This is a genomic window from Cohnella massiliensis (genome assembly GCF_900169535.1).
GTDB lineage: Bacteria > Bacillota > Bacilli > Paenibacillales > Paenibacillaceae > Cohnella > Cohnella algarum.
The window spans coordinates 1-24,254 of sequence record NZ_LT821258.1 but is presented as its reverse complement, the minus strand read 5'-3'; the positions used below and the strand labels follow the sequence as shown (position 1 = coordinate 24,254).

General features: G+C 60.9%; 19 protein-coding genes. 16 read left to right on the top strand and 3 right to left on the bottom strand.

The genetic code is table 11. From position 1 onward, the window contains the following. Nucleotides 1-16: 16 nt before the first annotated feature. Together B7E11_RS09815 and B7E11_RS09810 are read right to left on the bottom strand one after the other, a co-directional pair. Nucleotides 17-508 (bottom strand): sporulation membrane protein YtrI, encoded by a 492-nt coding sequence (locus tag B7E11_RS09815; RefSeq protein ID WP_080833875.1) that lies wholly within the window; start codon nt 506-508, stop codon nt 17-19. 7 nt (nt 509-515) lie between these two features. Beyond that, on the bottom strand, nt 516-842 hold the full coding sequence (locus tag B7E11_RS09810) for a YtrH family sporulation protein (protein ID WP_080833873.1): 327 nt from the start codon (nt 840-842) through the stop codon (nt 516-518). 93 nt (nt 843-935) lie between these two features. Between B7E11_RS09810 and B7E11_RS09805 the strand changes: the two genes are divergently transcribed. From B7E11_RS09805 to ppk1, 8 genes are all read left to right on the top strand, one after another. After that, entirely contained in the window at nt 936-4,571 is a 3,636-nt protein-coding gene (locus B7E11_RS09805) for a DNA polymerase III subunit alpha (RefSeq protein ID WP_080833871.1), read from the top strand. A 159-nt stretch (nt 4,572-4,730) separates the two neighbouring features. Next, the gene (locus B7E11_RS09800; protein ID WP_080833869.1) at nt 4,731-4,919 is read left to right on the top strand and encodes a glutamate decarboxylase; all 189 of its coding nucleotides are present in this window, start codon (nt 4,731-4,733) and stop codon (nt 4,917-4,919) included. Nucleotides 4,920-5,154: 235 nt separating this feature from the next. Continuing rightward, a complete protein-coding gene (gene accD / locus B7E11_RS09795) occupies nt 5,155-6,051 on the top strand; it encodes an acetyl-CoA carboxylase, carboxyltransferase subunit beta (RefSeq protein WP_080833867.1) in 897 nt (298 codons plus the stop codon). Further along, nucleotides 6,041-7,006 (top strand): acetyl-CoA carboxylase carboxyltransferase subunit alpha, encoded by a 966-nt coding sequence (locus B7E11_RS09790; RefSeq protein WP_080833865.1) that lies wholly within the window; start codon nt 6,041-6,043, stop codon nt 7,004-7,006. The genes accD and B7E11_RS09790 overlap by 11 nt, the downstream gene beginning before the upstream one ends. Before the next feature lie 64 nt (nt 7,007-7,070). Then, the gene (gene pyk, locus B7E11_RS09785; protein ID WP_080833863.1) at nt 7,071-8,825 is read left to right on the top strand and encodes a pyruvate kinase; all 1,755 of its coding nucleotides are present in this window, start codon (nt 7,071-7,073) and stop codon (nt 8,823-8,825) included. Between the two features lie 81 nt (nt 8,826-8,906). Beyond that, a complete protein-coding gene (locus tag B7E11_RS09780) occupies nt 8,907-9,410 on the top strand; it encodes an acyl-CoA thioesterase (RefSeq protein WP_080833862.1) in 504 nt (167 codons plus the stop codon). Nucleotides 9,411-9,452: 42 nt separating this feature from the next. Beyond that, the gene (locus B7E11_RS09775) at nt 9,453-9,854 is read left to right on the top strand and encodes an FxsA family protein (protein ID WP_080833860.1); all 402 of its coding nucleotides are present in this window, start codon (nt 9,453-9,455) and stop codon (nt 9,852-9,854) included. Between the two features lie 208 nt (nt 9,855-10,062). Continuing rightward, nucleotides 10,063-12,189, top strand: a complete 2,127-nt coding sequence (ppk1, locus tag B7E11_RS09770; RefSeq protein ID WP_425430062.1) for a polyphosphate kinase 1 — start codon at nt 10,063-10,065, stop codon at nt 12,187-12,189. 91 nt (nt 12,190-12,280) lie between these two features. Here ppk1 and B7E11_RS09765 read toward each other — a convergent pair whose 3' ends face one another. Beyond that, complete coding sequence (locus tag B7E11_RS09765; protein ID WP_176220675.1) at nt 12,281-13,816, bottom strand: Ppx/GppA phosphatase family protein; 1,536 nt, start codon at nt 13,814-13,816, stop codon at nt 12,281-12,283. 497 nt (nt 13,817-14,313) lie between these two features. Here B7E11_RS09765 and citZ point away from each other — a divergent pair, with 497 nt between their 5' ends. The 8 genes from citZ to B7E11_RS09725 all read left to right on the top strand — a co-directional run bounded on the left by citZ (nt 14,314) and on the right by B7E11_RS09725 (nt 23,761). Next, entirely contained in the window at nt 14,314-15,429 is a 1,116-nt protein-coding gene (gene citZ / locus B7E11_RS09760; protein WP_080833853.1) for a citrate synthase, read from the top strand. Between the two features lie 48 nt (nt 15,430-15,477). Continuing rightward, nucleotides 15,478-16,770, top strand: a complete 1,293-nt coding sequence (gene icd / locus B7E11_RS09755; protein WP_080833851.1) for an NADP-dependent isocitrate dehydrogenase — start codon at nt 15,478-15,480, stop codon at nt 16,768-16,770. Nucleotides 16,771-16,789: 19 nt separating this feature from the next. Beyond that, a complete protein-coding gene (gene mdh, locus B7E11_RS09750; protein WP_080833849.1) occupies nt 16,790-17,734 on the top strand; it encodes a malate dehydrogenase in 945 nt (314 codons plus the stop codon). A 200-nt stretch (nt 17,735-17,934) separates the two neighbouring features. Further along, nucleotides 17,935-18,360 carry a DUF2269 family protein gene (locus B7E11_RS09745; protein ID WP_080833847.1) on the top strand — a complete coding sequence of 142 codons (426 nt, stop codon included), beginning with the start codon at nt 17,935-17,937 and terminating at the stop codon, nt 18,358-18,360. A 304-nt stretch (nt 18,361-18,664) separates the two neighbouring features. After that, entirely contained in the window at nt 18,665-19,615 is a 951-nt protein-coding gene (locus B7E11_RS09740) for a sugar ABC transporter substrate-binding protein (protein WP_080833845.1), read from the top strand. 73 nt (nt 19,616-19,688) lie between these two features. Then, a complete protein-coding gene (locus tag B7E11_RS09735; protein WP_213084132.1) occupies nt 19,689-21,182 on the top strand; it encodes a sugar ABC transporter ATP-binding protein in 1,494 nt (497 codons plus the stop codon). A gap of 16 nt (nt 21,183-21,198) precedes the next feature. Then, nucleotides 21,199-22,167: an ABC transporter permease gene (locus tag B7E11_RS09730; protein WP_080833841.1), complete on the top strand. Its 969-nt coding sequence runs from the start codon at nt 21,199-21,201 to the stop codon at nt 22,165-22,167. 43 nt (nt 22,168-22,210) lie between these two features. Further along, entirely contained in the window at nt 22,211-23,761 is a 1,551-nt protein-coding gene (locus B7E11_RS09725) for a xylulokinase (RefSeq protein ID WP_080833839.1), read from the top strand. Nucleotides 23,762-24,254: the final 493 nt, after the last annotated feature.

Genomic DNA, 24,254 nt, shown 5'->3' with positions numbered 1-24,254 from the left:
CGGAGGCCGCTTCGGGCTATTTAAGCGTAGGGCGGGCTTCGATCCATACGGTCAGGACGCCGTCGGCGACCAGCATCGTCCTTATGCTGACGGCGTAATTTTTTCCTCCGACGTCCGTGTACCGCTTGCCCTCCAGAAGCGCCCGGGCCATTTGGGCTTCGGAGCCGATATCGTAGATTTTGCGACCGAGAAAAACGTTCAAATCCCCGTTTTTGCCGGAGAGCCTTTTCTTGAGCTCCGCTTCGGCCGCCCGGTCGAGCGGAGGGTCGTCCGGCCGTTCCTCGATATAGACGACGATGCTGCGGATGGACGTTTCCTTGCGCGTCGCCTGCAACTGCTGCTCGGTCAGGTGAAGCTGCTCTTTCAGCTCGAAATTGTCCGCGACGATCCGGTGCGTCTGGTCGAGCACCATGCCTTGATGGACGGCGGCCCCCAGGATCATGCCGCACAGCAGAAAAGCCGCGGCCTGCATCCCTTTGCGGTAACGGCTGAAATCCGGCACTCTCATCGGCCGCTCACCCCGCGTCCCGGCACATCCACTGGATGAGCTCCGTCGCCAGATGCGCGCCGAGGAAGGCGCATAAAATATAGCCGATCTGCTCGACGGCCGGAGACAAATAGCCTTTCATGACGTGCGATTCGATGACGCGGATCGGATCGATCGAGCCGCCGATGGCGACGACGACCGCCCATATTTTGATTCGGCCCGCGATGTCCAGCATCGTTTCGACGGGCGACCGCCACAGAAAAAAAGAAGCCATTCCCGCGAGCACGGCCGCGCCGAGCACGACGCCGAACGCGATGAAAAAATCCAGCGTCGCTTGCGCATAGATCCGGTTCATGTCCATTCCTCCCACTATCATCTATATGGGACGGGTCCGGCCGCTTATGATACAATGAAAAAAGGGAGTTTACGCGGAAAAGAAGGGATCGATATGTGCGAATTCGTTCATTTGCACGTTCACAGCGAATACAGCCTGCTCGACGGCGCCTCCCGCATCCGGGAGATGGCCGACCGGGCGGCGGAGCTCGGCATGAAGGCGCTGGCGCTGACGGACCACGGGGTTCTGTACGGCGCCATTCCATTCTACAAGGCGTGCCGGGAGCGCGGCATCAAGCCGATTATCGGCATGGAGGCGTATATAACGGCCGGTTCGCGCCACGAGAAAACGTCGCGCAAGGAACAGCCGATCTACCATTTGACGCTGCTCGCCAAAAACGGGACGGGCTACCGCAATCTGATGAAGCTGAGCACGATCGGCCATCTGGAAGGCTTTTATTACAAGCCCCGCATCGATTTCGAAGCGTTGTCGCGCCATGCGGAGGGACTGGTCTGTCTGAGCGGCTGCCTGAACGGCGAGCTGTCCCAGCACCTGCTGCACGACCGCTACGACGAGGCCAAAGCGCTGGCGCTGAAGTACCGGGAGCTGTTCGGGGACGATTATTTTCTCGAGCTTCAGGATCACGGCGTGCTCGAGCAGAAAAAGACGGCCGCGGGCCTTTTGCGGCTCGCGGAGGAAACGGGCATCCCGCTGGCGGCGACGAACGACTCGCACTATCTTTGCGAGGACGACGCCGAGCTGCAGGACGTGCTCATCTGCATCGGCACCGGCAAAACGCTCGACGATCCCGACCGGCTGAAATTGGATACGAGCCAGCTGTTTCTGAAAAGCGCGGACGAAATGGCGGCGCTGTTCCGCCACGCGCCGGAGGCGATCGCCAATACCGCGCGCATCGCAGAGCGCTGCGAGCTGGAGCTCGATTTCGATCGGCACGTGCTGCCGAAGTTTCATCCGCTGCCGGAAGGGACGACCTCCGGCGAGTATTTGGCCCGGCTCAGCCGGGAAGGGCTGGCCCGGCGATACGGCTGGGCGGAAGGCGAGGGCGCTCCGGACACCGGGAAATTCCGGCGCGAGGCCGAGGAGCGGCTCGCTTACGAGCTCGGGGTCATCGGAAGAATGGGATTCGACGATTATTTTTTGATCGTGTGGGATTTTATCCGGTTCGCCCGCGAGAACGGCATCGTCACCGGCCCCGGCCGGGGGTCGGCCGCCGGAAGCCTCGTCGCCTATTCGCTGTTCATTACCGACGTCGACCCGCTCAAGCATCACCTGCTGTTCGAACGGTTCCTCAACCCGGAGCGGGTGACGATGCCCGACATCGACATCGACTTCAGCGACGAGCGCCGGGACGAGGTGATTCGCTACGTTGCCGGCAAATACGGCAGCGACCGCGTCGCGCAAATCATCACGTTCGGAACGCTCGCCGCGCGCGCGGCCGTCCGCGACGTCGGCCGCGCGATGAACGTCCCGTACGGCGAGGTCGACAAGGCGGCGAAGCTCATTCCGCCCGCCCCGGGCATGTCGATCGAGCGGGCGATGGAGATCAGCCCCGAGTTTCGCGCGCTAAGCGAGGCCGGAGGGCGATCGGCGGAGCTGGTCGCCATGGCCCGCCGCGTGGAAGGGATGCCGCGGCATGCTTCGACGCACGCCGCCGGCGTCGTCATCTCGACCGAACCGCTGACCGACTACGTTCCGCTGCAGGAAGGGACGGACGGCGTGCCGCTCACGCAATATTCGATGGAAAACCTGGAAGCGGTCGGCTTGCTGAAGATGGACTTCCTCGGCCTCCGCACGCTGTCCATCATCGAGCGGACGCTCGGCTGGATCGAGGAGGAGACCGGCAGCAAGCTGGACTGGTCCGGCATTTCCGCGGACGACAAGGAAACGTACGAGCTGCTCGGACGAGGCGATACGACCGGCATCTTCCAGCTCGAGTCGGCCGGCATGCGGCGCGTGCTCCGGGAAATGAAGCCGTCCTCGTTCGAGGACATCGTCTCGGTCATCGCGCTGTACCGGCCGGGACCGATGGAATTCATTCCGCAGTTCATCGCCTCGAAGCACGGGAAGGTGGCGGTCCATTATCCGCACCCGTCGCTGGAGCCGATTTTGAAAGATACGTACGGCATCATCGTGTACCAGGAACAGATCATGCAAATCGCGTCGCAAATGGCCGGCTTCACGCTCGGCGAAGCGGATCTGCTCCGGCGCGCCGTCGGCAAAAAGAAGCGCGAAATCCTGGACGAGCAGCGGCAATTTTTCGTTCGGGGGAGCCTGAGGCAGGGCTTCGGGGAAGAGGAGGCCAACCACGTTTACGATATGATCGTCCGGTTCGCCGATTACGGCTTTTGCCGGGCGCACGCCGCCGCGTATGCGGTGCTCGCTTTTCAGACGGCCTACTTGAAGACGCATTATCCGGTGCCTTTCATGGCGTCGATGCTGACATCGGTGATCGGCAACCAGCGCAAAACGGCGGAGTACGTCGACGAATGCAGGAGGATGGGGATTTCCGTGCTGCCGCCGGACGTCAACGAAAGCGGCGTGCTGTTTACGCCGGCTAACTCCTCCGCCGGCCGTGCGATCCGCTTCGGTCTCGCCGCGGTCAAAAACGTCGGCACGCAGGCGATCGAGAGCGTGCTGGCGGTGCGGGACGAGGCCCCGTTTGCCGATTTGCTCGATTTTTGCCGAAGGGTCGATCCCCGCACGTGCAACAAGCGGGTCATCGAATCGCTGCTGCTCGCCGGAGCGCTGGACACGTTCCCCGGCCATCGGGCGCAGAAGTACGCGGCGCTGGACGAAATGGTCGAAGCGGCCGTGCAGTGGCGGAAGGAACGGGATGAAATGCAGCTCCAGCTCGTGCTCGACGATCTCGGCGACTCCCCGAACTGGGCCGTCGAGTTGCCGGGGGTGTCGCCGTTCACGCAGGCGCAGACGCTGGAGTTCGAGCGCGAGCTGATGGGCTTGTACCTGTCGGGCCACCCGCTCGACGAATACGCCGGGTTATGGGATACGCTCCGGCTGGACCGGCTTGTCGATCTCGCGGAAGCGCCGGACGGCGCGCCGGTGCTTACGGCCGGCATGATCGTTTCCGTCAAGCCGATCGTGACGAAAAACGGCCAGGCGATGGCGTTTCTCGAGCTGGAGGACCGGATCATGGGCGTCGAGCTGGTCGCGTTCCCGAGCGTTTGGAAGACGGCGTCCTCCTTCGCGGGGAAGGGGGCGCTCGTGCTCGTGAAGGCGAAGCTCCAGCACGGCGACGAAGACTTCAAGCTGCTCGCCGACGGCATCGTGCCGCTGGCGGCGCCGGATTTGGCCGCGCAGGCGGAGCGTCTGCGCCGCGCGGGCCCCGGCTTCGGCCGCGAGGCGCCGGCGGGGGGCCGGGCGGCCGCAAAGGCGGCGCCGTCCTCCGAAGGCGCCGCCTTTGCGGCCCGGCCGGAAGCGGGCGGCGGGCGCGCGGCTTCCGTCGCGGCGGGGCAGGGGCGCGCAAGCGGGCGCCAGGCGGCGGGCCAGCGCGTGTACGTCCGCATCGGCGAGCGTTGCGAGCGGCCGGAAGTGCTGGCCCGGCTGCAGGAGATGCTGTCCGCGCACCCCGGGCCGCTGCAGACGGTGCTGTTTTACGAGCGCGGGCACCGGACGCTGGCGCTCAACGACGCATATCGCGTCAAGCCGTCGCCCGAGCTGCTCCGCGAGATCGAGTCGCTGCTGGGAGAAGGCAGCGCGCGGGTCAAATAGCCATCAGCCGCTCGGACCTTCGGTTGCTAGTCTCACGACATGTGTGCTATCATTTCTTTATCGTGATAGGCGGCGTCGGCGGCCAAGCTTCCAAACTTGTGTTCGAGCGTCTAAATTTGCGTCCAAGCGTCTAAAGTAATTATTTGGGGGTACCGCTTCATGTGGACGGTCATCTACATCGCGCCGACCGCTAAAATCGCGGAACGGATTCAGAAGCGCCTCACGGAGGAAGGCTTTCTCGTGCAGGTGCGCCCCATCAACCTGACCAAGCCTCAATATGAGATATTGGTGCCGTCCGGCGAAGTGCAGGAAGTGCAGGAAGTGCTCGGAAGCATTTTGCATATGTAACCGATTGGAATCGACTGTTTTCCGGTCTCATTTTTCATAGTTTAGTTGAATGCGCGGCAGACGCCCCGGAAGCCGTCATGCGGCTTGCGGCATGACAGGCGCGAACGGAAACTCATGCGGCTGCACGCCCGCACTTCGGCGGACCGAAATGCGAACGTCTCGCCTGCTCGACGCGGGACATAGGCCGATCGTACGGCCGGAGAAGCCCGTCATCTTTGCCATGTGAGGTGTCGCTGTGTTCAAGGATTTATTTCAGAAGAGAAAATACGCCGTCGTCCCGTCGGCTGCAGGGACAAGTCCCGACCAGGAGGAAGAACGCCCGAAGCGGGAAATTCCCGAAGGGCTGATGAACCGCTGTCCTCAATGCGGCACGATTCAGTTTACGAAAGAACTGGAAAAGAACTTTAAAGTATGCTCCACCTGCGGACACCATTTTCGATTGAGCGCCTCGGAACGCGTCGCGATGACGCTTGACGAAGGGCGTCTTTTTGAGATTGACGCCGATCTGATCGCCGAGGATCCGCTCGAGTTCCCGGGCTATAAGGAGAAGCTGGAGCTGCAAAAGCAGAAATCCGGCCTGAACGACGCGATCGTGACGGGCGAAGGCACGATCGGGGGCTTCCCCGTCGTCATCGGCGTCATGAGCTTCGACTTTTTTACCGGCAGCATGGGCTCCGTCGTCGGCGAAAAGACGACGCGAGCGATCGAGCTCGCCATGGAAAAGAAGCTCCCGCTGCTGCTGTTCTCCACCTCCGGGGGGGCGCGGATGCAGGAAGGGATTTTAAGCTTGATGCAAATGGCCAAAACGAGCGCCGCGCTGGCGAAGTTCCAGCAAGACGGCGGCTTGTTCATTTCCGTCTTCACCGATCCGACGCTGGGCGGCGTTTCCGCCAGCTTCGCAAGCCTTGGCGATTACATTATCGCCGAGCCGGGAGCGATCGTCGGCTTTGCGGGCCGCATCGTCATCGAGCAGACGATCCGCCAGAAGCTGCCGGACAATTTCCAGACGGCCGAATTCAACCTGAAGCACGGCCAATTGGACAAAGTGGTGCACCGCAAGGACATGAAGGCGTTCTTGACCAAACTGCTTGACATGCATTCGGGGAAAGGAGAACGCGCCGATGTCAACTGAGCTGCCGTTCGAACAGCCGCTGGACGAGCTTCGCAAGAAAATCGAGCATCTGCGGCGTGTCGGCCTCGATCAAAATATCGATTTTTCGGAAGAGCTGAACCGGCTGGAGGAGCGCTACAAGAAGCTGGAGGAAGAAATCTACAGCCAATTGACCGGCGCGCAAATCATGCATCTGGCCCGGCTGCATCAGCGCCCGACTTCCCTTGATTATATCAATTTGATTTTTACCGACTTTATCGAGCTTCACGGCGACCGCCTGTTCGCGGACGATTTGGCGATCGTCGGCGGACTTGCCAAGCTGAACGGCGTTCCGGTCACGGTTGTCGGCCATCAGCGGGGGAAGGACACGAAGGACAACATTCAGCGGTTTTTCGGCAGTCCGCACCCGGAAGGGTTCCGCAAGGCTCTTCGGTTCATGCAGCAAGCGAACAAATTCGGACGCCCGATCATTACGTTTATCGATACGAAGGGCGCTTATCCCGGCGACACCGCCGAGATGCGCGGCCAATCCGAAGCCATCGCCCGCAACCTGAAGGAAATGGCGCTTTTCGGCGTGCCGATTATTTGCGTCGTCATCGGCGAAGGCGGAAGCGGCGGGGCGCTCGCTCTCGGCGTCGGCAACCGCGTCCTCATGCTCGAGAACGCGATTTATTCCGTCATTTCGCCCAACGGCGCGGCTTCGATTTTGTGGAAGGACGCGTCCAAGGCGGAGCAAGCCGCGGAAGCGATGAAGATCACGGCCAAGGATCTGAAGCAGTTCGGCATCATCGACGAGATCGTGCCCGAGCCGAAAGGCGGAGCGCACCGCGACCCCGCGGCCTCGGCCGAAGCGGTCAAGACGGCGCTGTGGGCGCAGCTTGAGGAGCTTTCGCGGATGACGGCCGAGCAGCTGATCGAGGATCGCTACGCCAAGTTTCGCAGCATCGGCCGATTCGCCTCCCTGGAGCCTGTTTGACCGCAGGCGCAGAGAAGCGGGGCCGTTTGACTTTGATGTTAAAACGACGGAGGAAGAGAAAACCATGCGCAAAACAAAAATCGTCTGTACGATCGGTCCGGCAAGCGAATCGCTGGAAAACACAAAAAAGCTTATCCAAGCCGGCATGAACGTAGCCCGTCTCAACTTTTCGCACGGGGACTACGAAGAACACGGCAAGCGGATTTTGAACATCCGGCAAGCTTGCAAGGAGCTCGGCAAGACGGTCGCGATTTTGCTCGACACGAAAGGTCCCGAAATTCGCCTCGGCAAGCTGAAGGAAGAGCCGATCGAGCTCGTTCAGGGCGAGACGATCACGCTGACGACGGAAGAAATTTTGGGCGATAAAGAGCGTATCCCGGTTACGTACAAGGACTTGCCGCAAGACGTCAGCGTCGGTTCGACGATCCTGATCGACGACGGCCTCATCGGGCTCAGCGTCCTGGACGTGCAGGGGACGGAAATCAAGTGCGAGATCGTGAACAGCGGACAAATCAAGAGCAAAAAGGGCGTCAACGTGCCCGGCGTCGCCATCTCGATGCCCGGCATCACCGAAAAGGACGCGAACGACATCCGTTTCGGCATCGAGCAGGGCGTCGATTTCATCGCGGCTTCGTTCGTTCGCCGGGCGAGCGACGTGCTGGAAATCCGCGAAATTTTGGAGCGCCACGATGCGCGCCACATCCAGATCATTTCGAAAATCGAGAATCAGCAGGGCGTAGACAACCTCGACGAAATTTTAGAGGTTTCGGACGGGCTCATGGTCGCCCGCGGCGACCTCGGCGTCGAAATTCCGGCCGAAGAAGTTCCCCTCGTGCAAAAATTGATGATCGAAAAGTGCAACCAGGCCGGCAAGCCGGTCATTACCGCTACCCAAATGCTCGATTCCATGCAGCGCAATCCGCGCCCGACGCGGGCCGAAGCGTCCGACGTCGCGAACGCGATCCTGGACGGAACCGATGCGATCATGCTGTCCGGCGAAACGGCCGCGGGCAAATATCCGTTCGAATCCGTCGCGACGATGTCCCGCATCGCCGAGCGCACGGAAGCGGCTTTGCATTACCGCGAAATTTTCCAAAAGCAGGCGAAAGCGCAGCAGACGACCGTTACCGAGGCGATCAGCCAGGCGGTAGCGAACTCCGCGCTCGATCTCGACGCGAAAGCGATCGTTACGTCGACGGAGAGCGGCTATACGGCCCGCATGGTATCCAAATACCGCCCGAAATCGCCGATCATCGCCGTTACGCCGCAGGAGCAGGTGCTTCGCCGCCTGCAGCTCGTATGGGGCGTCGTGCCGGTGCAGGGAACGATGGCCGACACGACCGACGGCATGTTTGAAATCGCCGTGGAAGGCGCCCTGCAATCGGGCATCGTCCGCGTCGGGGATACGATTATCATTACCGCGGGCGTTCCGGTCGGCCGTTCCGGCACGACGAACCTGATCAAAATTCACCACATCGGCGAATTGATCACGCAAGGGCAAGGAATCGGCTCCCAAAGCGCGACCGGCAAAGTCGTGACCGCGCGCACGCCGGACGAAGCCGTGGCGAAAATGACCGAAGGCGCCGTTCTGGTCGCTCCGTCGACGGACAAGGAATATATGCCGGCATTCCAGAAGGCCGCCGCCGTCGTTACGGAGAGCGGAGGCATTACGTGCCATGCGGCCGTCGTCGGCCTCAACCTCGGCATCCCGGTCATCGTCGGCGTCGCCGACGCCCTGGAAAAGCTGTCCGACGGCATGGAAATTACGCTGTACGCCGAAAAAGGCGTCATCTATTCCGGCCAGGCGAAAGTGCTGTAACTTACAAATACGGGCAAAGACCGGGAGCGACGGCCATTACAGCCGTCGCTTCCGGCATATCGAAAGGTGGTTTCGCAAGCATTGGGCGATTGGTTTCTTCACGCGCTTCGCGTCCGGTACCAGGAGACCGACCGGATGAAGGTGGTTTATCATACGAATTACGTCACCTGGTTTGAAATCGGAAGGACGGAATGGATTCGCCAGGCGGGAATCGCATACCGCGATATCGAGGAGAAAGGGCTGCTTCTGCCGGTCGTGCGCCTGGAAGCGAACTTTCATCAACCCGCAAGCTACGACGATCGGGTCACCGTCTGCACGAGGGTGACGGAGATGACCAAGGTTCGCCTGCGTTTCGAATATCGCATCATGCTTGGCGATTTGACGCAAAACGGGCAAATCCGCCATGCGGACCCTGCGCCCGAAGGCAAGCTTCTGGCAAGCGGAGGCACGCTGCACGGCTGGGTGAACGGGGACTGGAAGCCGGCCCGGCTGGACAGGGAGGCGCCGGAGGTATATGCGACCCTCGTCGAACTTGCAAAAAAAACCGGCGCGAACGGCGAAACGGATTCGGCCTCTTCTACGTAGCTCATAGAAGGCTTCGGCACGTTTTCAAGGGGAGGGATGATCATGAGAAAAAAATACGGCTTATGGCTTGTCTTGGCCGTCGCGGCGGAAATTGCGGGCATCGTCGTTGTCGCCGATTGGATCGGAGCGGGCTCGACATTCGGTTTGCTGCTGCTCGGCGTCGTTGCCGGCGCGCTGCTCGCGCAGACGGAAGGCCGCAAAGCCTGGATGGAAGCGCAGCGGCAATTCCAATCCGGCGGGGCGCCCGGACATGCGATGCTGAACGGCCTTTGCATACTGGCGGGCGGCTTGCTGCTGATCATCCCCGGTTTTTTGTCCGATATCGTCGGGTTGACGCTGCTGCTTCCGTTTACCCGCCCGCTTTACAAAGGCTGGCTGTACCATTGGCTCGAGCGCAAATTCCGCTCGGGCTCGTTTCGCATCTACGGCGGCCCGATGCGGTAATGCCGCCTTTCGGATCATTTGCCGTTCGCAATGAACCGGCCGGAAATCGAGAAAGTCGCCCGCCCGAAGGCAGGTCGCCGCGAGGATCGTTTCCCGAAGTCATTTTACGCAGCGTTAACAATCCCATAACGTTATGTTTACATTTTTCCGACATAATGATAGAAGAAAGTGGGTTCGCATGCCTAAGCGCAGCATAGGGGGACTTGTGGTGACCGCTTCAAAGAAATATATAAACCGGGATTTGAGCTGGATCGAATTCAACCGCAGAGTATTGGAAGAGGCGGAAGACGCGACGACGCCGCTGCTTGAGCGTTTTCAGTTTTTATCGATCGTAACGAGCAATCTGGACGAATTCATGAGCGTTCGCGTGGCCGGGTTGAAGGATCAACTGCGGGCGGGGTTCAACAAGCCCGATTTTACCGGCTATACTCCGCAAGGATTGACCAAACGGCTGGCCAAGCGGATCAACCGGATGGTGAAGGATCAATACAAGGCGTACCGGGAGCTGATGCGGGCGATCGCCAAGGAAGGCGTCGTCTTCGTCAAATGGCCGGATTTGACCGAAGAGCAAAAAGAAGAATTGGCCTCGTACTTTCAGCAGATCGTCTATCCGGTGCTGACGCCGATGGCGGTCGATTCGAGCCGGCCGTTTCCGCTCGTGCACAGCAAGGAGCTGTACATGGCCGTCGTCTTGCGGCCCGATACCGAAGGGGACAAGCAGGAAGAGCGGACCTACTGCGCGATCGTCCAGGTGCCTTCGATCCTGCCTCGAACGGTTCCGGTTCCGGGACGCAGAGGAACGCGCAGGCACTATTTCATCATGCTCGAAGACTTGATCAAGGAGCAGATCGGTCGGCTGTTCAGCGGCTACGCGACCGAAGCGGTACACGCTTTCCGCGTGACGCGGAATTCGGATCTTACGCTTAATGAAGAAGGCGCGGAGGATTTGCTGGCGGAAATCGAGAAGGAGCTTCGCCGCCGCCGCCGGGGGTTTCCCGTCCGGCTGGAAATCGAGAAAGGCATGCACGAGGACGCTCGCGAATTGCTAGCCGACGAACTGGAGCTGGCCGACGACGAAATCGAGGAGATCGACGGACCGTTGGACTTGTCGTTTTTGTCCCGGTTCGCGGGCTCGCTGCCGAACGCCGAGCATCTCCGCTATCCCCGAGTAGAGCCGGTCTATCCGGCGGAATTCGAGGAAACGGACGACATGCTGTCGGCGGTGAGGGAGCGGGACGTGCTCGTCTACCATCCTTACGAATCGTTCGAAGCGGTCAACGATTTTATCAGCGAGGCGGCGGAAGACCCGGAAGTGCTCGCGATCAAAATGACGCTCTACCGGGTCAACGCGAATTCGATTCTCGTGCAGGCGCTCGCCGCGGCGGCCGAATCGGGCAAGCAGGTAACCGTTGTCGTGGAGCTTAAGGCGCGGTTCGACGAGGAGCGGAACATCGCCTGGGCGAGACAGCTGGAGAAAGCGGGATGCCATGTCGTCTACGGGCTGGTCGGCCTGAAAACCCACGCGAAAATTACGCTCGTCGTCCGGCGGGAAAACGGGCTGCTCCGCAGGTACGTCCATGTCGGAACGGGGAACTACAACGAAAACACGGCCCGTTTGTATACGGACGCCGGCCTGTTTACTTGCAATCCCGAGATCGGGGAGGATGCTTCCGCCCTGTTCAACGAAATGACCGGATACTCGACGCCCCACGACTGGCGTTCGATCGCCGTCGCCCCTTCCGGCCTGCGGCCGAAGCTGTTCGAGCTGATCGACCGGGAAATCGCCTTCGCCCGGGAAGGAAAACCGGCCCGCATTCTGGCGAAGATGAACTCGCTGTCGAACCAGTCGATGATCGACAAGCTTTACGAGGCTTCGGCGGCCGGCGTCAAAATCGATCTGATCGTCCGCGGTGTCTGCTGCCTCCGGCCGGGCGTTCCCGGCCTGAGCGAAAACGTGCGCGTCATCAGCATCGTGGACCGGTACCTGGAGCATTCCCGCATTTTGGCGGTCGGCGGCGGAGGCAAGGAAGAAGTGTTTATTTCGAGCGCCGACTGGATGACGCGGAATTTGATTCGCCGCGTGGAATTGCTCTGTCCGGTTTATGACCCCGGGCTGAAAAAGATGCTCGTCAACTTGCTGGAGTTGAATTTGCATGACAATGTAAAGGCGCGGGAGCTTCAGGCGGACGGCGGCTACAAGCGCGTCGCCCCGAAGGCCGGCGAGGCGCCGCTGCGCAGCCAGTTTGCGGCCGCCGATATTTTGCTGTGGAAAAAAGTGGCCGCAGCCGCGGCGGAGGAAGAGCAGGCGGGCGCGCAAAACGCCGGGGATTTTTGAGAGATTGCCGCCAAGGCGGATGTCGGTGCCGGTTTCGGAAGTCGAAATCGGCCCGGCATCCGCTTTCGTATCGTTTCGCCGCTTGGCTCGTTTAGCGGGCTTTGAGCTTGGGGCTCAGCCCCCAGCATTTTTTGAAGTCTTTGGCAATGGACTCGACTTCCATTTTCTCCATCGGAAGCGGATGGCGCGCTCTGGCCGTCAGCACCAGGCTTTTGCCTTTTTCGACGGCGACGTCCAGATCGACGATTCCTTGCGATTCGCTGCGGTCGAGCGCGGCCGCAAGCTGCAGCAGGACGCCAAGCCGGGCCGAGGCCTCCACGTCTCCGTCCTTCAGAATGGTACGATACGGCGCCAGCTTGCGGCGGAGCTGGCTCGGTCCCCGGTAGGAGGCGATCGCCGCGGTAATCAGCGTCTCCCGGTGCGACAGCCCGTACCAATGCGCGTTCAGCAGCAAGTAGAACGTATGGTTCGCGCATTCGTTGTAATCGATGACCGCGCCGATGCGAAAGAGGCGCGAAGCCGCGTCGAGCCATTTGCGCGAAGGCTCGCCCAGGCCGGCGGCCGGCGCGAGGCGGTCGAACAAGTCCAGGGCCAGCCGGTTGACCTGGGCCAAATGCTCCCGCGGCGCGGCCGGATACAGCGTCGTCAGGTTGCGTACGCTTTCGTTCAGCACGTCTTGCGGAGAGGGCGTTTTTTCCCGGGGGAGGCACGTTTCGAAAAACAGCCCGTCCCGGATGCCGGCGCCGCACACGACGATGCGCGAGGCCGCGGCCGATTTCAAAACGGCGCGAAGAATGGCCAGCCCGGGGACGATGACGTCGGTTCTGTCCTTGGACAAACCGGGCACCTTGCGCCGTTTCTCGACGTTCAAGGCGGCCAGCATCCCGACGCTCTCGTCCAGAAGCCGGGGCTCGATCTCGAAGCCGTGCAAGTTGGACAGCGGATAGTTGTCGCTGCGCTGCCGGAATTTGGCCAATGCCCGAACCGTGCCCCCCAGTCCGATCAGCGGGAGACCGGGATGGGACGAAATCCAGGGCTCGCCTTCGAACAGCTTCCGCGCCGCGGCCTCGATTTTTTCCAGGAGGGCGGGCGGCACCGGGTTGCCGTTCAACGACCAGCGGGCGGCGGTGTTGACGCAGCCGATCGGAAACGAAACGGAAGCCGCGACCTTGCGGCCGAGGATCAGGCTGATTTCGGTGCTGCCGCCCCCGATATCGACGAGAAAAGCGTCGGAAAAATCCATCGTGCGCAGCATGGCGACGCTCCCGTAACGGGCTTCGTCCTTGCCGGACAGCAGCTCGACCGACAAGCCGGTTTCGCGCTTCAACCGCTGCAGCGCCACATCGCGATTGGCCGCCTGGCGGATCGCGGCGGTCGCGACGGCCCGGATTTGCTTCGCGCCGTGCATGTTGCAAATGCTGCCGTAATGCCGCAGCACCTCGGCAAGCTCGGCGAGCGTCGCGTCCGGCAGCGTTCCGTCTTCGGCCAGCTTTTGGCTGAGCCTGGCGGACCACCGGCCCTGGTCGATGACGCGGTACGCGCCTTCGCTTGATACTTGATAGACGGCAAGACGCACGGTGTTCGAACCGATATCGATCATGCCGGTTACGGTGGCGGATGCATTCAAAAGGTCGGGAGCCTCCTTCGATGACGAACGGCCGGCAGGTTTCGGCAATTTCCCCGTCGGAGGACGAATCGCCGAACGCCGGACTTCTGATGTGCGTTTAGCAATCATTTTACCACCCGGGGCGCCGGGGCAAAAGAGAGAAAGCGGACGAGATCGCGGTCTCGGGACGGATCTTGGCATTTTTTCCGAAACGCCGAAAACGTGGCTCGAATAATTTGTCACAATTTGCTAATCCTTATGGGTGGCCGCATGACAAGAAATCATTATCCAATCGATAAGACATTTTTATTCGGGCCTCGGTTCCATTCGCCGTTGAAATCGTTTATCATAAAAAAAGGTCAGAAAAGCTGAAACTTTTTCCGTTTTACGCGTCCTAACGCGCGGAATGTCTTCGTTGCTCGCTTTTTTGGCGGCCTGCAGCAGAATCCGCGCACGAAATCATGCGCTCGCATTCGCCCCGGCGAATTCGAAATTTTGGGAACGAAGGAGAGAAAACGATGACGGCAACAAAAGGTCTGGAAGGAATCGTCGCCGCGACTTCATCCGTCAGCTCCATCATCGATGGCGTTTTGACGTACCGCGGCATCGATATCGACGAGCTCGCGGAAAAGGCGACTTTCGAAGAAGTCGCCTATTTACTGTGGAAAGGCAAGCTTCCGACGCAACGGGAACTGGACGAACTGCTCGCCCAGCTCGGGGAATACGCGGCCGTGTCCGACGAAGTGATCGCGGGCCTGCGCCTCTATCCGAAGAGCGCCAACTCGATGGCCGCGCTCCGCACGGTCGTATCGAGCCTCGCTTTGTACGACGGGGAAGCTCAGGACATGAGCGCCGAAGCCAATTACCGCAAGGCGGTCAAGCTGCAAGCCCAATTGCCGACGGTCGTCGCCGCTTTCGCGCGCATCCGCCAAGGACTGGAGCCGGTCGCCCCGAAGAAAGGCGTCGGCATCGCGCATAACTTCCTTTACATGCTGACGGGCGAAGAACCCGCGGCGGTGGCGATCGAAGCGCTGGACAAGGCGCTCGTGCTGCACGCCGACCATGAGCTGAACGCGTCGACGTTTGCCGGCCGCGTTACGGTCGCGACGCTGTCGGATATTTACTCCGGCGTCACGTCGGCGATCGGCGCGCTCAAAGGTCCGCTGCACGGCGGCGCCAACGAGGCCGTCATGGTCATGCTGGACGATATCGGTTCCCTGGCCAACGTCGAGCCGTACATTCAAAACAAGCTGAACAACAAGGAAAAAATCATGGGCTTCGGCCACCGCGTGTACAAGAACGGCGACCCGCGCGCGAAGCACCTTCAGGAAATGTCCCGCCAGCTCGGCGAGCTGAAGGGCGACTCGACCCTGTACGAGATGTCCGTCAAGATCGAGGAGCTCGTCACCGGCCAGAAGGGCCTGAAGCCGAACGTGGATTTCTACTCGGCTTCCTGCTACACGATGCTGGGCATCCCGCGCGACCTGTTCACGCCGATTTTCGCGATCAGCCGCGTGTCCGGCTGGACCGCCCACATTTTGGAGCAGCTTGCCGACAACCGTCTCATCCGCCCGCGCGCCGAATACGTCGGTCCCGTCGGCCAGCACTACGTGCCGATCGAACAGCGCGGCTAAGCTTCCGGTTTTTTGCGAACAAATAACCTTGCAGGAGGATAAATGAACATGCAATTGGAAAAATTCGCTCCCCCGACTTCCGGCCAACCGATTACCGTAACGAACGGCGTACTGAACGTGCCGAACAATCCGATCATTCCGTTTATCGAAGGCGACGGCACCGGCCGCGACATTTGGCGCGCTTCCAAACGCGTCCTCGACGCCGCCGTCAAGAAAGCCTATAACGGAGAGAAAGAAATCGCCTGGTACGAAGTGTTCGCCGGCGAAAAAGCGTTCAATACTTACGGCGAATGGCTGCCGGCAGACACGCTGACCGCCATCCGCGAATACATCATCGCCATCAAGGGTCCGCTGACGACGCCGATCGGCGGCGGCATCCGTTCCTTGAACGTCGCGCTGCGCCAGGAGCTCGACCTGTACGTTTGCTTGCGTCCCGTGCGCTATTTCGACGGCGTGCCTTCCCCGGTCAAACGCCCGGACCTCGTGGACATGGTCATTTTCCGCGAAAACACCGAGGACATCTATGCCGGCATCGAGTACCAAGCCGAAACGGCCGACGTGAAAAAAGTGATCGAATTCCTGCAAAAGGAAATGGGCGTCAAAAAAATCCGCTTCCCGGAAACGTCCGGCATCGGCATCAAGCCGGTATCGTCCGAAGGCTCCAAGCGTCTCGTTCGCGCCGCGATCGAATACGCGATCAAGCATAAACGCAAATCGGTTACGCTCGTGCACAAAGGCAACATCATGAAATTCACGGAAGGCGCGTTCAAAAACTGGGGCTACGAAGTGGCCGAAACCGAGTACGCGGATCAAACCTTCACCTGGGGCCAATACGACAAAATCAAAGCCGAGCAAGGCGAGGAAGCGGCCAACGCCGCGCAAAAAGCGGCTCTCGCCGAGGGCAAAATCCTCGTCAAGGACGCGATCGCCGATATCGCGCTGCAGCAAGTGCTGACCCGTCCGACCGACTTTGACGTCATCGCGACGCTGAACCTGAACGGCGACTACCTGTCCGACGCGCTGGCGGCCCAAGTCGGCGGCATCGGCATCGCTCCGGGAGCCAACATCAACTATGCGACCGGCCACGCCATCTTCGAAGCGACGCACGGCACCGCTCCGAAGTATGCCGACAAGGACGTCGTCAACCCGGGCTCCGTCATTCTGTCCGGCGTTATGCTGTTCGAGCATCTCGGCTGGCTGGAAGCCGCGGACCTGGTGTACAAAGGCCTGGAAAAATCGATCAACAGCAAAATCGTGACCTATGACTTCGCCCGCCTGATGGAAGGCGCGACCGAAGTCAAATGCTCCGAATTCGCCGACGAAATCATCAAAAACATGTAACCGGGAGGCGCTGCGGGATATGGCTATAAAGCGCGCTAAAATTACGGTGGTCGGCGCCGGCTTCACCGGCGCAACGACCGCGCTGATGCTCGCTCAAAAGGAACTGGGAGACGTCGTGCTGCTCGACATCCCGCAGATGGAAAACCCGACGAAAGGCAAAGCCCTCGACATGCTCGAATCGACGCCGGTGCAAGGAGTCGACGCGAACATCGTCGGCACGTCGAGCTATGAGGATTCCGCCGGCTCCGACGTCGTCATCATTACCGCCGGCATCGCCCGCAAACCGGGCATGAGCCGCGACGACCTCGTGAACACGAACGCGGGCATCGTCAAATCCGTCTGCGAAAGTGTCAAGGCGACGAGCCCGGACGCTTACGTCATTATCCTGTCAAACCCGGTCGACGCGATGACCTACGTCGCGAACAAGGCGCTCGGCTTCCCGAAAAACCGCGTCATCGGCCAGTCCGGCGTGCTCGATACGGCCCGCTACAACACGTTCCTCGCGCAAGCGCTGAACGTGTCCGTCGAAGACGTTCGCGGCGTCGTGCTCGGCGGCCACGGCGACGACATGGTTCCGCTCGTCCGCTATACGACGATCGGCGGCATCCCGGTCGAACAGCTGCTGCCCGCCGATCGGATCGAAGCGATCGTAAAGCGCACCCGCGTCGGCGGCGGCGAAATCGTCAACCTGCTCGGCAACGGCAGCGCCTACTACGCTCCGGCAGCTTCTCTCGTGCAAATGACCGAGGCGATCCTGAAAGACAAAAAGCGCATCCTCCCGGTCATCGCCCTGCTGGAAGGCGAGTACGGCTACGACAACCTGTTCATGGGCGTGCTCGCCGTTCTCGGCGGCGACGGCATCGAAAAGGTGATCGAGCTGGATTTGACGGCCGAAGAGAAAGCCGCGCTGGACAAGTCGGCCGATTCCGTTCGCAACGTCATTCAAGTCGTGGAAAAAGGGTAACCCGGCGCCATCGACGCTAATCAAGCGCACCTTCGCTGCGGCCTAGCCGCTTCGGAGCGTGCGCTTTTTATTCGATTCGGATGAAAAATCGGCAAATTCAAACTTTCCGTTAATTCGAAGCGGCTCGTTTTCGTTTTGGGCGTTTTTTGTGTATACTGGACATGAACTGTTGTAAATATTGGCTGGGAGGATTTCTACAAATGTCGACGTTTATGTTGTTTTTGCATGTCGTGGGCGCCGTCGGAATGGGCATATATGCCGTGCTTCCGTTCGTCGCGGCAAGGTTTCGGCAATTGTCCACGCCTGCGCAGGAAGGACTTGCGAACGGATTGGTGACGGCCGGCAGAGTCGGGCAGTTCGCGCTCGTCATTCAGCTGCTTACCGGCGGCTATCTGATTTCGCAAGCCGACTATACCGTCCCCTGGATGATCGTCGTGGTCGTGATGTTTGTCGTCATGGGCGCTTTCACCGGCATTATGCAAGGACCGCTGAAGCGGATCCAGGCCGCGGCCGCAAGCAACACGGACGCCAGCGGAGCGATCTCGCGGGTGCAGACGCTGAGCGTGCTGACGCTGATCGTTTTCCTCGTCGTTTTGTGGCTGATGCAGGATCCGTGGTACGCCTAAAACGAGAAGACGTTTGCCTTGCTTCGTTCGGGGGGATTTTCCCCAAGCGGAGCAAGTTTTTTTATATTCATTGACCGTTGACCGTCCCGCGTAAGCCGAATGTACCCGCAATTTTCGCCCTCTTGACCCCCGATCGTCCGCAGCGGTGCCGGAGCCGTATTCCGAAGTCTCCAGGCCGTAGCGTTTTTCGACAAAGAATAGGCACAAAGGTCAAGGCCACCTTGCCATCCGGCAAACCGGGACTTATAATCAGAAAAGTTGCAAATATGTTCGATCGTCCATACAAACTGGGAGGCACTACGCAATGAAAAAAGGATTTTTGCTACTGACGGCTATCATACTGGCGCTGAGCCTTGCGGCTTGCGGAGCCTCGGAAAATGAAAGCGGCAACGCCGGCACGGAGAACGCGGGTCAGAAGACCGTCTCGATTATGACTCCCTTCCTATCCTCGGTCACGACCGGCCAAATGGTGGAAGAGCTGAAGAAAGACGCGGAGGCGAAAGGCTGGAAGACGAACGTCGTCGATACGAAGGGCGATGTCGGCCAGTTGGCGAGCCGGATGGAAGACGTCATCTCGTCGAAAACGGACGCGATCGTGCTCGTCAGCACGGACCCGAATCAAGTAAAAAGCCAAATCGAGTCGGCGGCGGAGCATAACATTCCCGTCTTCGGCTGCGATTCCGGATATATCGAAGGCATGGCGATGAACGCCACGAGCGATAATGCGGCCATGTCGGAGATGATCACGAACCACTTGTTCGAAACGATCGGCGGCAAAGGCAATCTGGTCGTGCTGACGTACCGGGCCCATCCCGGCGTGCTGAAGCGGACCGAGAAGCTGGATGAGCTGCTGGCCGCCGCTCCGGACGTGAAGACGGTAACGGAGCAGCAGGTCGAAGTGCCCGGGCCGATCGAAAGCGCCCGCAAGCAAATGGAAAGCCTGCTTCTCGCCAATCAGCAGGAAGGCGCCGTCACGGCCGTCTGGGCGGGCTGGGACGAGCCGGCGATCGGCGCGGCGCAGGCGATCGAAGCGGCCGGACGGGACGACATCGTCGTCATCGGAATCGACGGCAACAGCCAGGCGGTCGATATGATCAAAAAGGGTTCGCCGCTGATCGCCACCGTCGAGCAAAACTTCGAAGGAATGGCGGATATCGTCGTCGCCCAGATCGATCGCACCTTCCAGGGACAGGAAGTGGAAGGAACCGAGCTTTACGCACCGGCCAGCCTGATTACGAAGGACAGCGCCGAATAACGCCGATACGTTGGGACGATGAAGGGATTAGAATCGAAGTTTGGCAAGAGGCCGAACGGAAGGGGCGGGGGTTGTGGCCTTGTTGAAGGCAAGCCGACTCGATAAGAGGTTCGGTCAAAACTACGCGCTATCCGGGGTCGACATCGAAATCGAACCGGGGGAAGTGCACGCTCTCGTAGGCGAAAACGGCGCGGGCAAGTCCACGTTGATCAAAATCGTGACGGGAGTGTACGTCCCGGACGGCGGAGAGCTGCTGTGGGAGGGACGGCCGGTCGATGTCGGCAGTCCCGTTCAGGCGCGCCGGCTCGGGATCAACGCGGTGCACCAGGAAAGGCATCTCGTTCCGTCTTTTACCGGGTATGAAAATCTTTTTCTCGGACTGGACTATCCGAAAAGAGCGTTCGGAGCGGCGGTCGACTGGCGAAAAATGCGCCGGGAGGCCGATCGGCTGAGAGACGAGCTCGGCCTTTCCCTCGAGCTGAATCTGGCCGCGTCGCGAATGTCTCCTCCTCAGAAGACGATGCTGGAAATAATGCGGGCGATGATGACGGGGTGCAGGCTGCTCATTTTGGACGAGCCGACGGCTTCGCTTACCGATCAGGAATCGGAGCGGCTGTTCGAATTGATCGGCAGGCTGACGAGCCAGGGCACGGCCATCTTGTACGTGTCCCACCGGATGGACGAAATTTTCCGGCTGTCGGACCGGATTTCCGTGTTCCGCAACGGACGGTCGGTCGGAACGTTCCTTGCCGAAGACACGAGCAAAGAGCGCGTGATTCGGCTGATGAGCGACGACAAGACGGACGGAGCGTCCGCGAAGCGCGATCGGCTCCGCCCCGGCGAATCGCTGCTCGAGGTGAGCGGGCTTTCTACGGCAGACGGAAAGGTGCGCGAGGCGAGTCTTACGGTACGCCGGCATGAAATCGTCGGCCTGTTCGGGCTGGCGGGCGCGGGGCGGACGGAGCTGCTGGAAGCGATTTACGGGCTCCGGCGGGTTTCGTCCGGCGAGGCGCGGCTGAAAGGCGGCCCGATCGCCCTGAGTCCGCGCCATTCGCTCGGGCGGGGAGCCGTTCTTATTCCGGAGGAGCGCAAACGGGACGGGCTCGTGGCCGGCATGTCGATTCGGGAAAATATGACGCTGCCCGTTCTTGGCGTTTTTTCCGGCGGGTTCCGGATGAAGGGCCGGAAGGAACGCGGCGAAGTCGAACGCCGGATGGCGGAGATGAACGTCAAGGCGACGGGAACCGAACAGGCCGTCGGCGAGCTTAGCGGCGGCAACCAGCAGAAGGTCGTTTTCGCGAAGGCGCTGCTTTCCGACCCCGACCTGCTGCTCTGCGACGAACCGACGCAGGCGGTCGACGTCATGACGCGGGCCGAGATTCATCGCCTGCTGAAAGAACAGGCGCGGCAAGGCCGCGGGGTTTTGTTCGTCTCTTCGGATTTGCAGGAAGTGCTTGACGTCGCGGACCGCTTGTACGTCATGCGGGAGGGCCGCATCGCGGCCGAGCTGGACGAAGACGGCCTGACCGCCGGTCAGGTGCTGCAAATCTGCTACGGGCAGGGATAAGAAAGCGAGGCGCTTTATGGGGAAGACGTTAGCATCCGCGGCCGGCGCCAATTACGTGCGGCTGCTGCGGACGTACGGTACGGTTATGGCCGCCGTTCTGATCATTGTCGTTTTTTCGGTTTTAAGTCCGTCTTCGTTCGCGACGGTAGACAATGCGATCAACATTTCGCGCCAAATTTCGTTTCTCGTGCTGATCGCGATCGGCGCGACCCTGGTGATGGCGGTCGGCGAATTCGACCTGTCGGTCGGCTCGATGGCGAGCTTCGGCGGCGTGGCGGCGGCATTGCTTGCGGTAAAAGGATATCCGCTTGCGGTCGTTTTTCTCGTTACGCTTGGCGCGGCGCTGGCGATCGGATTCGTGAACGGCTGGATCGTCACCCGCTTTAAAGTGCTGTCGTTCATTACGACGCTGGCGATGGGGACGATTTTGGGAGGGCTGAACTTCCGGCTGACCGGAGGGGCGACCGTGTTCGAAAACATTCCCGATTCGTTCCGATATTTGGGACAAACGTCCGTGGCGGGCATTCCGCTGCTGTCGATCATCATGCTGCTCGCGACCGTGCTGTTCTGGTACGTCATGGCCCATACGCCGTTCGGGCGCAAGCTTTACGCGATCGGCGGCAACGAATCGGCTTCTCGGGTCGCGGGCGTTCGCGTCGCGATCAACAAGAACGCCGCTTTCGCGCTTTGCGCGGCGATGGCGGCGCTGACCGGCATTTTAATGGCGTCGAGGCTCGGTTCCGCTCATCCGAACGGCGGGGAAGGCTTGTTCTTGCAGGCGTACGCGGCGGCGCTTATCGGCATGACCTCCTTCAAGGAAGGCGTCCCGAACATTTGGGGCACGTTCGTCGGGGCGGCGATCATCGGCATATTGGCCAACGGGCTGACGATTTTGCAGGTGCCGACCTATATGCAGGACATCATTACCGGGTGCATCATCGTCGCGGCGGTTCTGCTGCAGAAGATGGGGCGGCCGCAGGCATGACGGGGCCGGCGCAAGTCGGGCGTCCGGAAAGGAGTTTTTCGCTTTGAAGTACATCGCCGCATTCGATATCGGGACGACCAACGTAAAAGGAATTCTCGTCTCGCAGGACATGGGGGTCCGGGCGGAACGGGACGTCCCGCTTCGCATCCTGCAATCCGGACAGCGGATGGAGCAGCATCCGGACGATTGGTATGCGGCGGTAGCCGACATCTCCCGCCATTGGTTTTCCGCGGGCATCGCGCCCGAAGCGATCGTTTCCGTCACGTTCAGCGGCCAAATGCAGGACTGCATTCCGGTGGACGAGCGGCTGCGCCCGATTCGTCCGGCTATCTTATATTCCGACGGACGGGCATCGGCCGAATCGGACCGGCTTCGGGCCGATATCGGGGACGAGGAAATTTTTCGGGTCACCGGCAATCATATGGACGGGACGCTTACGTTTCCGAAGCTGCTGTGGCTGCGGGAGCACGAGCCGGACGCGTACGAGCGGACCGCCGGCTTTCTGATCAGCGCGAAGGACTATGTCGTCGCGCGGCTTACGGGAGAGTTGGCCACCGATCCGACGGCGGCTTCCACGTCCGGGTGCATGGCCATCGCGACGCGGGATTGGGCGGGAGCCTGGTTCGAGCGCTACGGGCTCGATCCGGGCAAAATGCCGCCCGTCCGGCCTTCCGACGAGCAGGTCGGCGTCGTCGTCCCCGAGGCGGCGGCGTTTACCGGCTTCGCTCCGGGCACGCCCGTTCTGTGCGGCATCGGGGATGCGGGAGCGGCTACGCTCGGAGCCGGCATCTACCGGGAAGGCGATTTGTACGCCTACATCGGGACGACCGGCTGGGTCGCCGCGGCTGCGTCCGCTTTCGTCGACGTTTCCTCGGGAGCCTTCAACTTAAGCTACGTGAAGCCGAAGTCGTATATTGCGATCGCGCCGGTGCTGAACGCGGGCAACGTCATGGAGTGGGCGCTTGCGGCTTTCGGGCCCGCGGCGGCGCCGGGCGGCGCCGGGGCGGAAGCCGGCGGGCCGGAGCCGGGCGGAACGGAAACGGCGGAAACGGCATACGAAGCGTTCGAGCGGCTGCTTCGGACTTCGGACCGCTCGGCCAACGAGCTGCTGTTCCTGCCTTACTTGAACGGCGAACGGTGCCCGGTGCAAAACGGCCGGGCGTCCGGCTCGATGATCGGCCTGCGGCCGACGTCGACGAAGGCCGATATGGGCGTCGCCGTACTGGAAGGCGTCGCGTTCGCCCTGCGGCAGATGATGGAGGTCGTCGCGCCCGCCGCGCCTGCGCCGTCCGGCCGCCGGATGACGATGATCGGCGGCGGCACGAAAAGCCGGCTGTGGTGCCAAATCATGGCCGATATATTCGGCTTCGAGATCGCGGTGCCGGGGGAGGCGCAATATTTGCCCTCGGCCGGAGCGGCGGCGCTCGCCTTCGCGGCGGTCGGCTGGACCGGGGATTACCGGGAAGCGGTCGACCGTCTCGGCCGGGACAGGCAGGAGGAGATTTTCGTTCCGGATCCGGAGCTGATCGCGCATTACGAGCGGAAGTACGAGCGGTACAAGCTGCTGTACCCGGCGCTGGAAGCATTGTTTTAAGCAGGTCGGGGATCGGATGGAACGGCGGTTGGCGGCTGCCGGACGCGGCTTCCGGGACGAAGGCCGGGGAAGCGCCGTTTGTCGAGCGACAGAATCGGTGGAAAGCTCTCCGGACCGTTGCGGCATCCGAACGAAAGCTCTCCGATCCGCTCCGGAAGCGGATTGGAAGCATTCCGGTTCGCTCCGGCAGCGGCATACAGCCGTCCGAAGTTGAGTCGTGGCGACTCATCTCAACCCGCCAGACGCATAAGGCCGCCCGCAGTTGAGTAAAAATGACTCATTTCACCGTCCCCGCACGCCGCTGCCGATCCAGCTGAGTCGTGGCGACTCAGCTCAACCCGCCATTCGCATAAAGTCGCCCGCAGTTGAGTAATCCCCTATGACGTTACCGTCACCGCCATAGATGAAAATGTGGTCGTACGCGTCCTTTTATCCTTCTTACATTCTGGACAAACAGATAATGAACAGATCAAAAGACGGAAATTTATTGGTC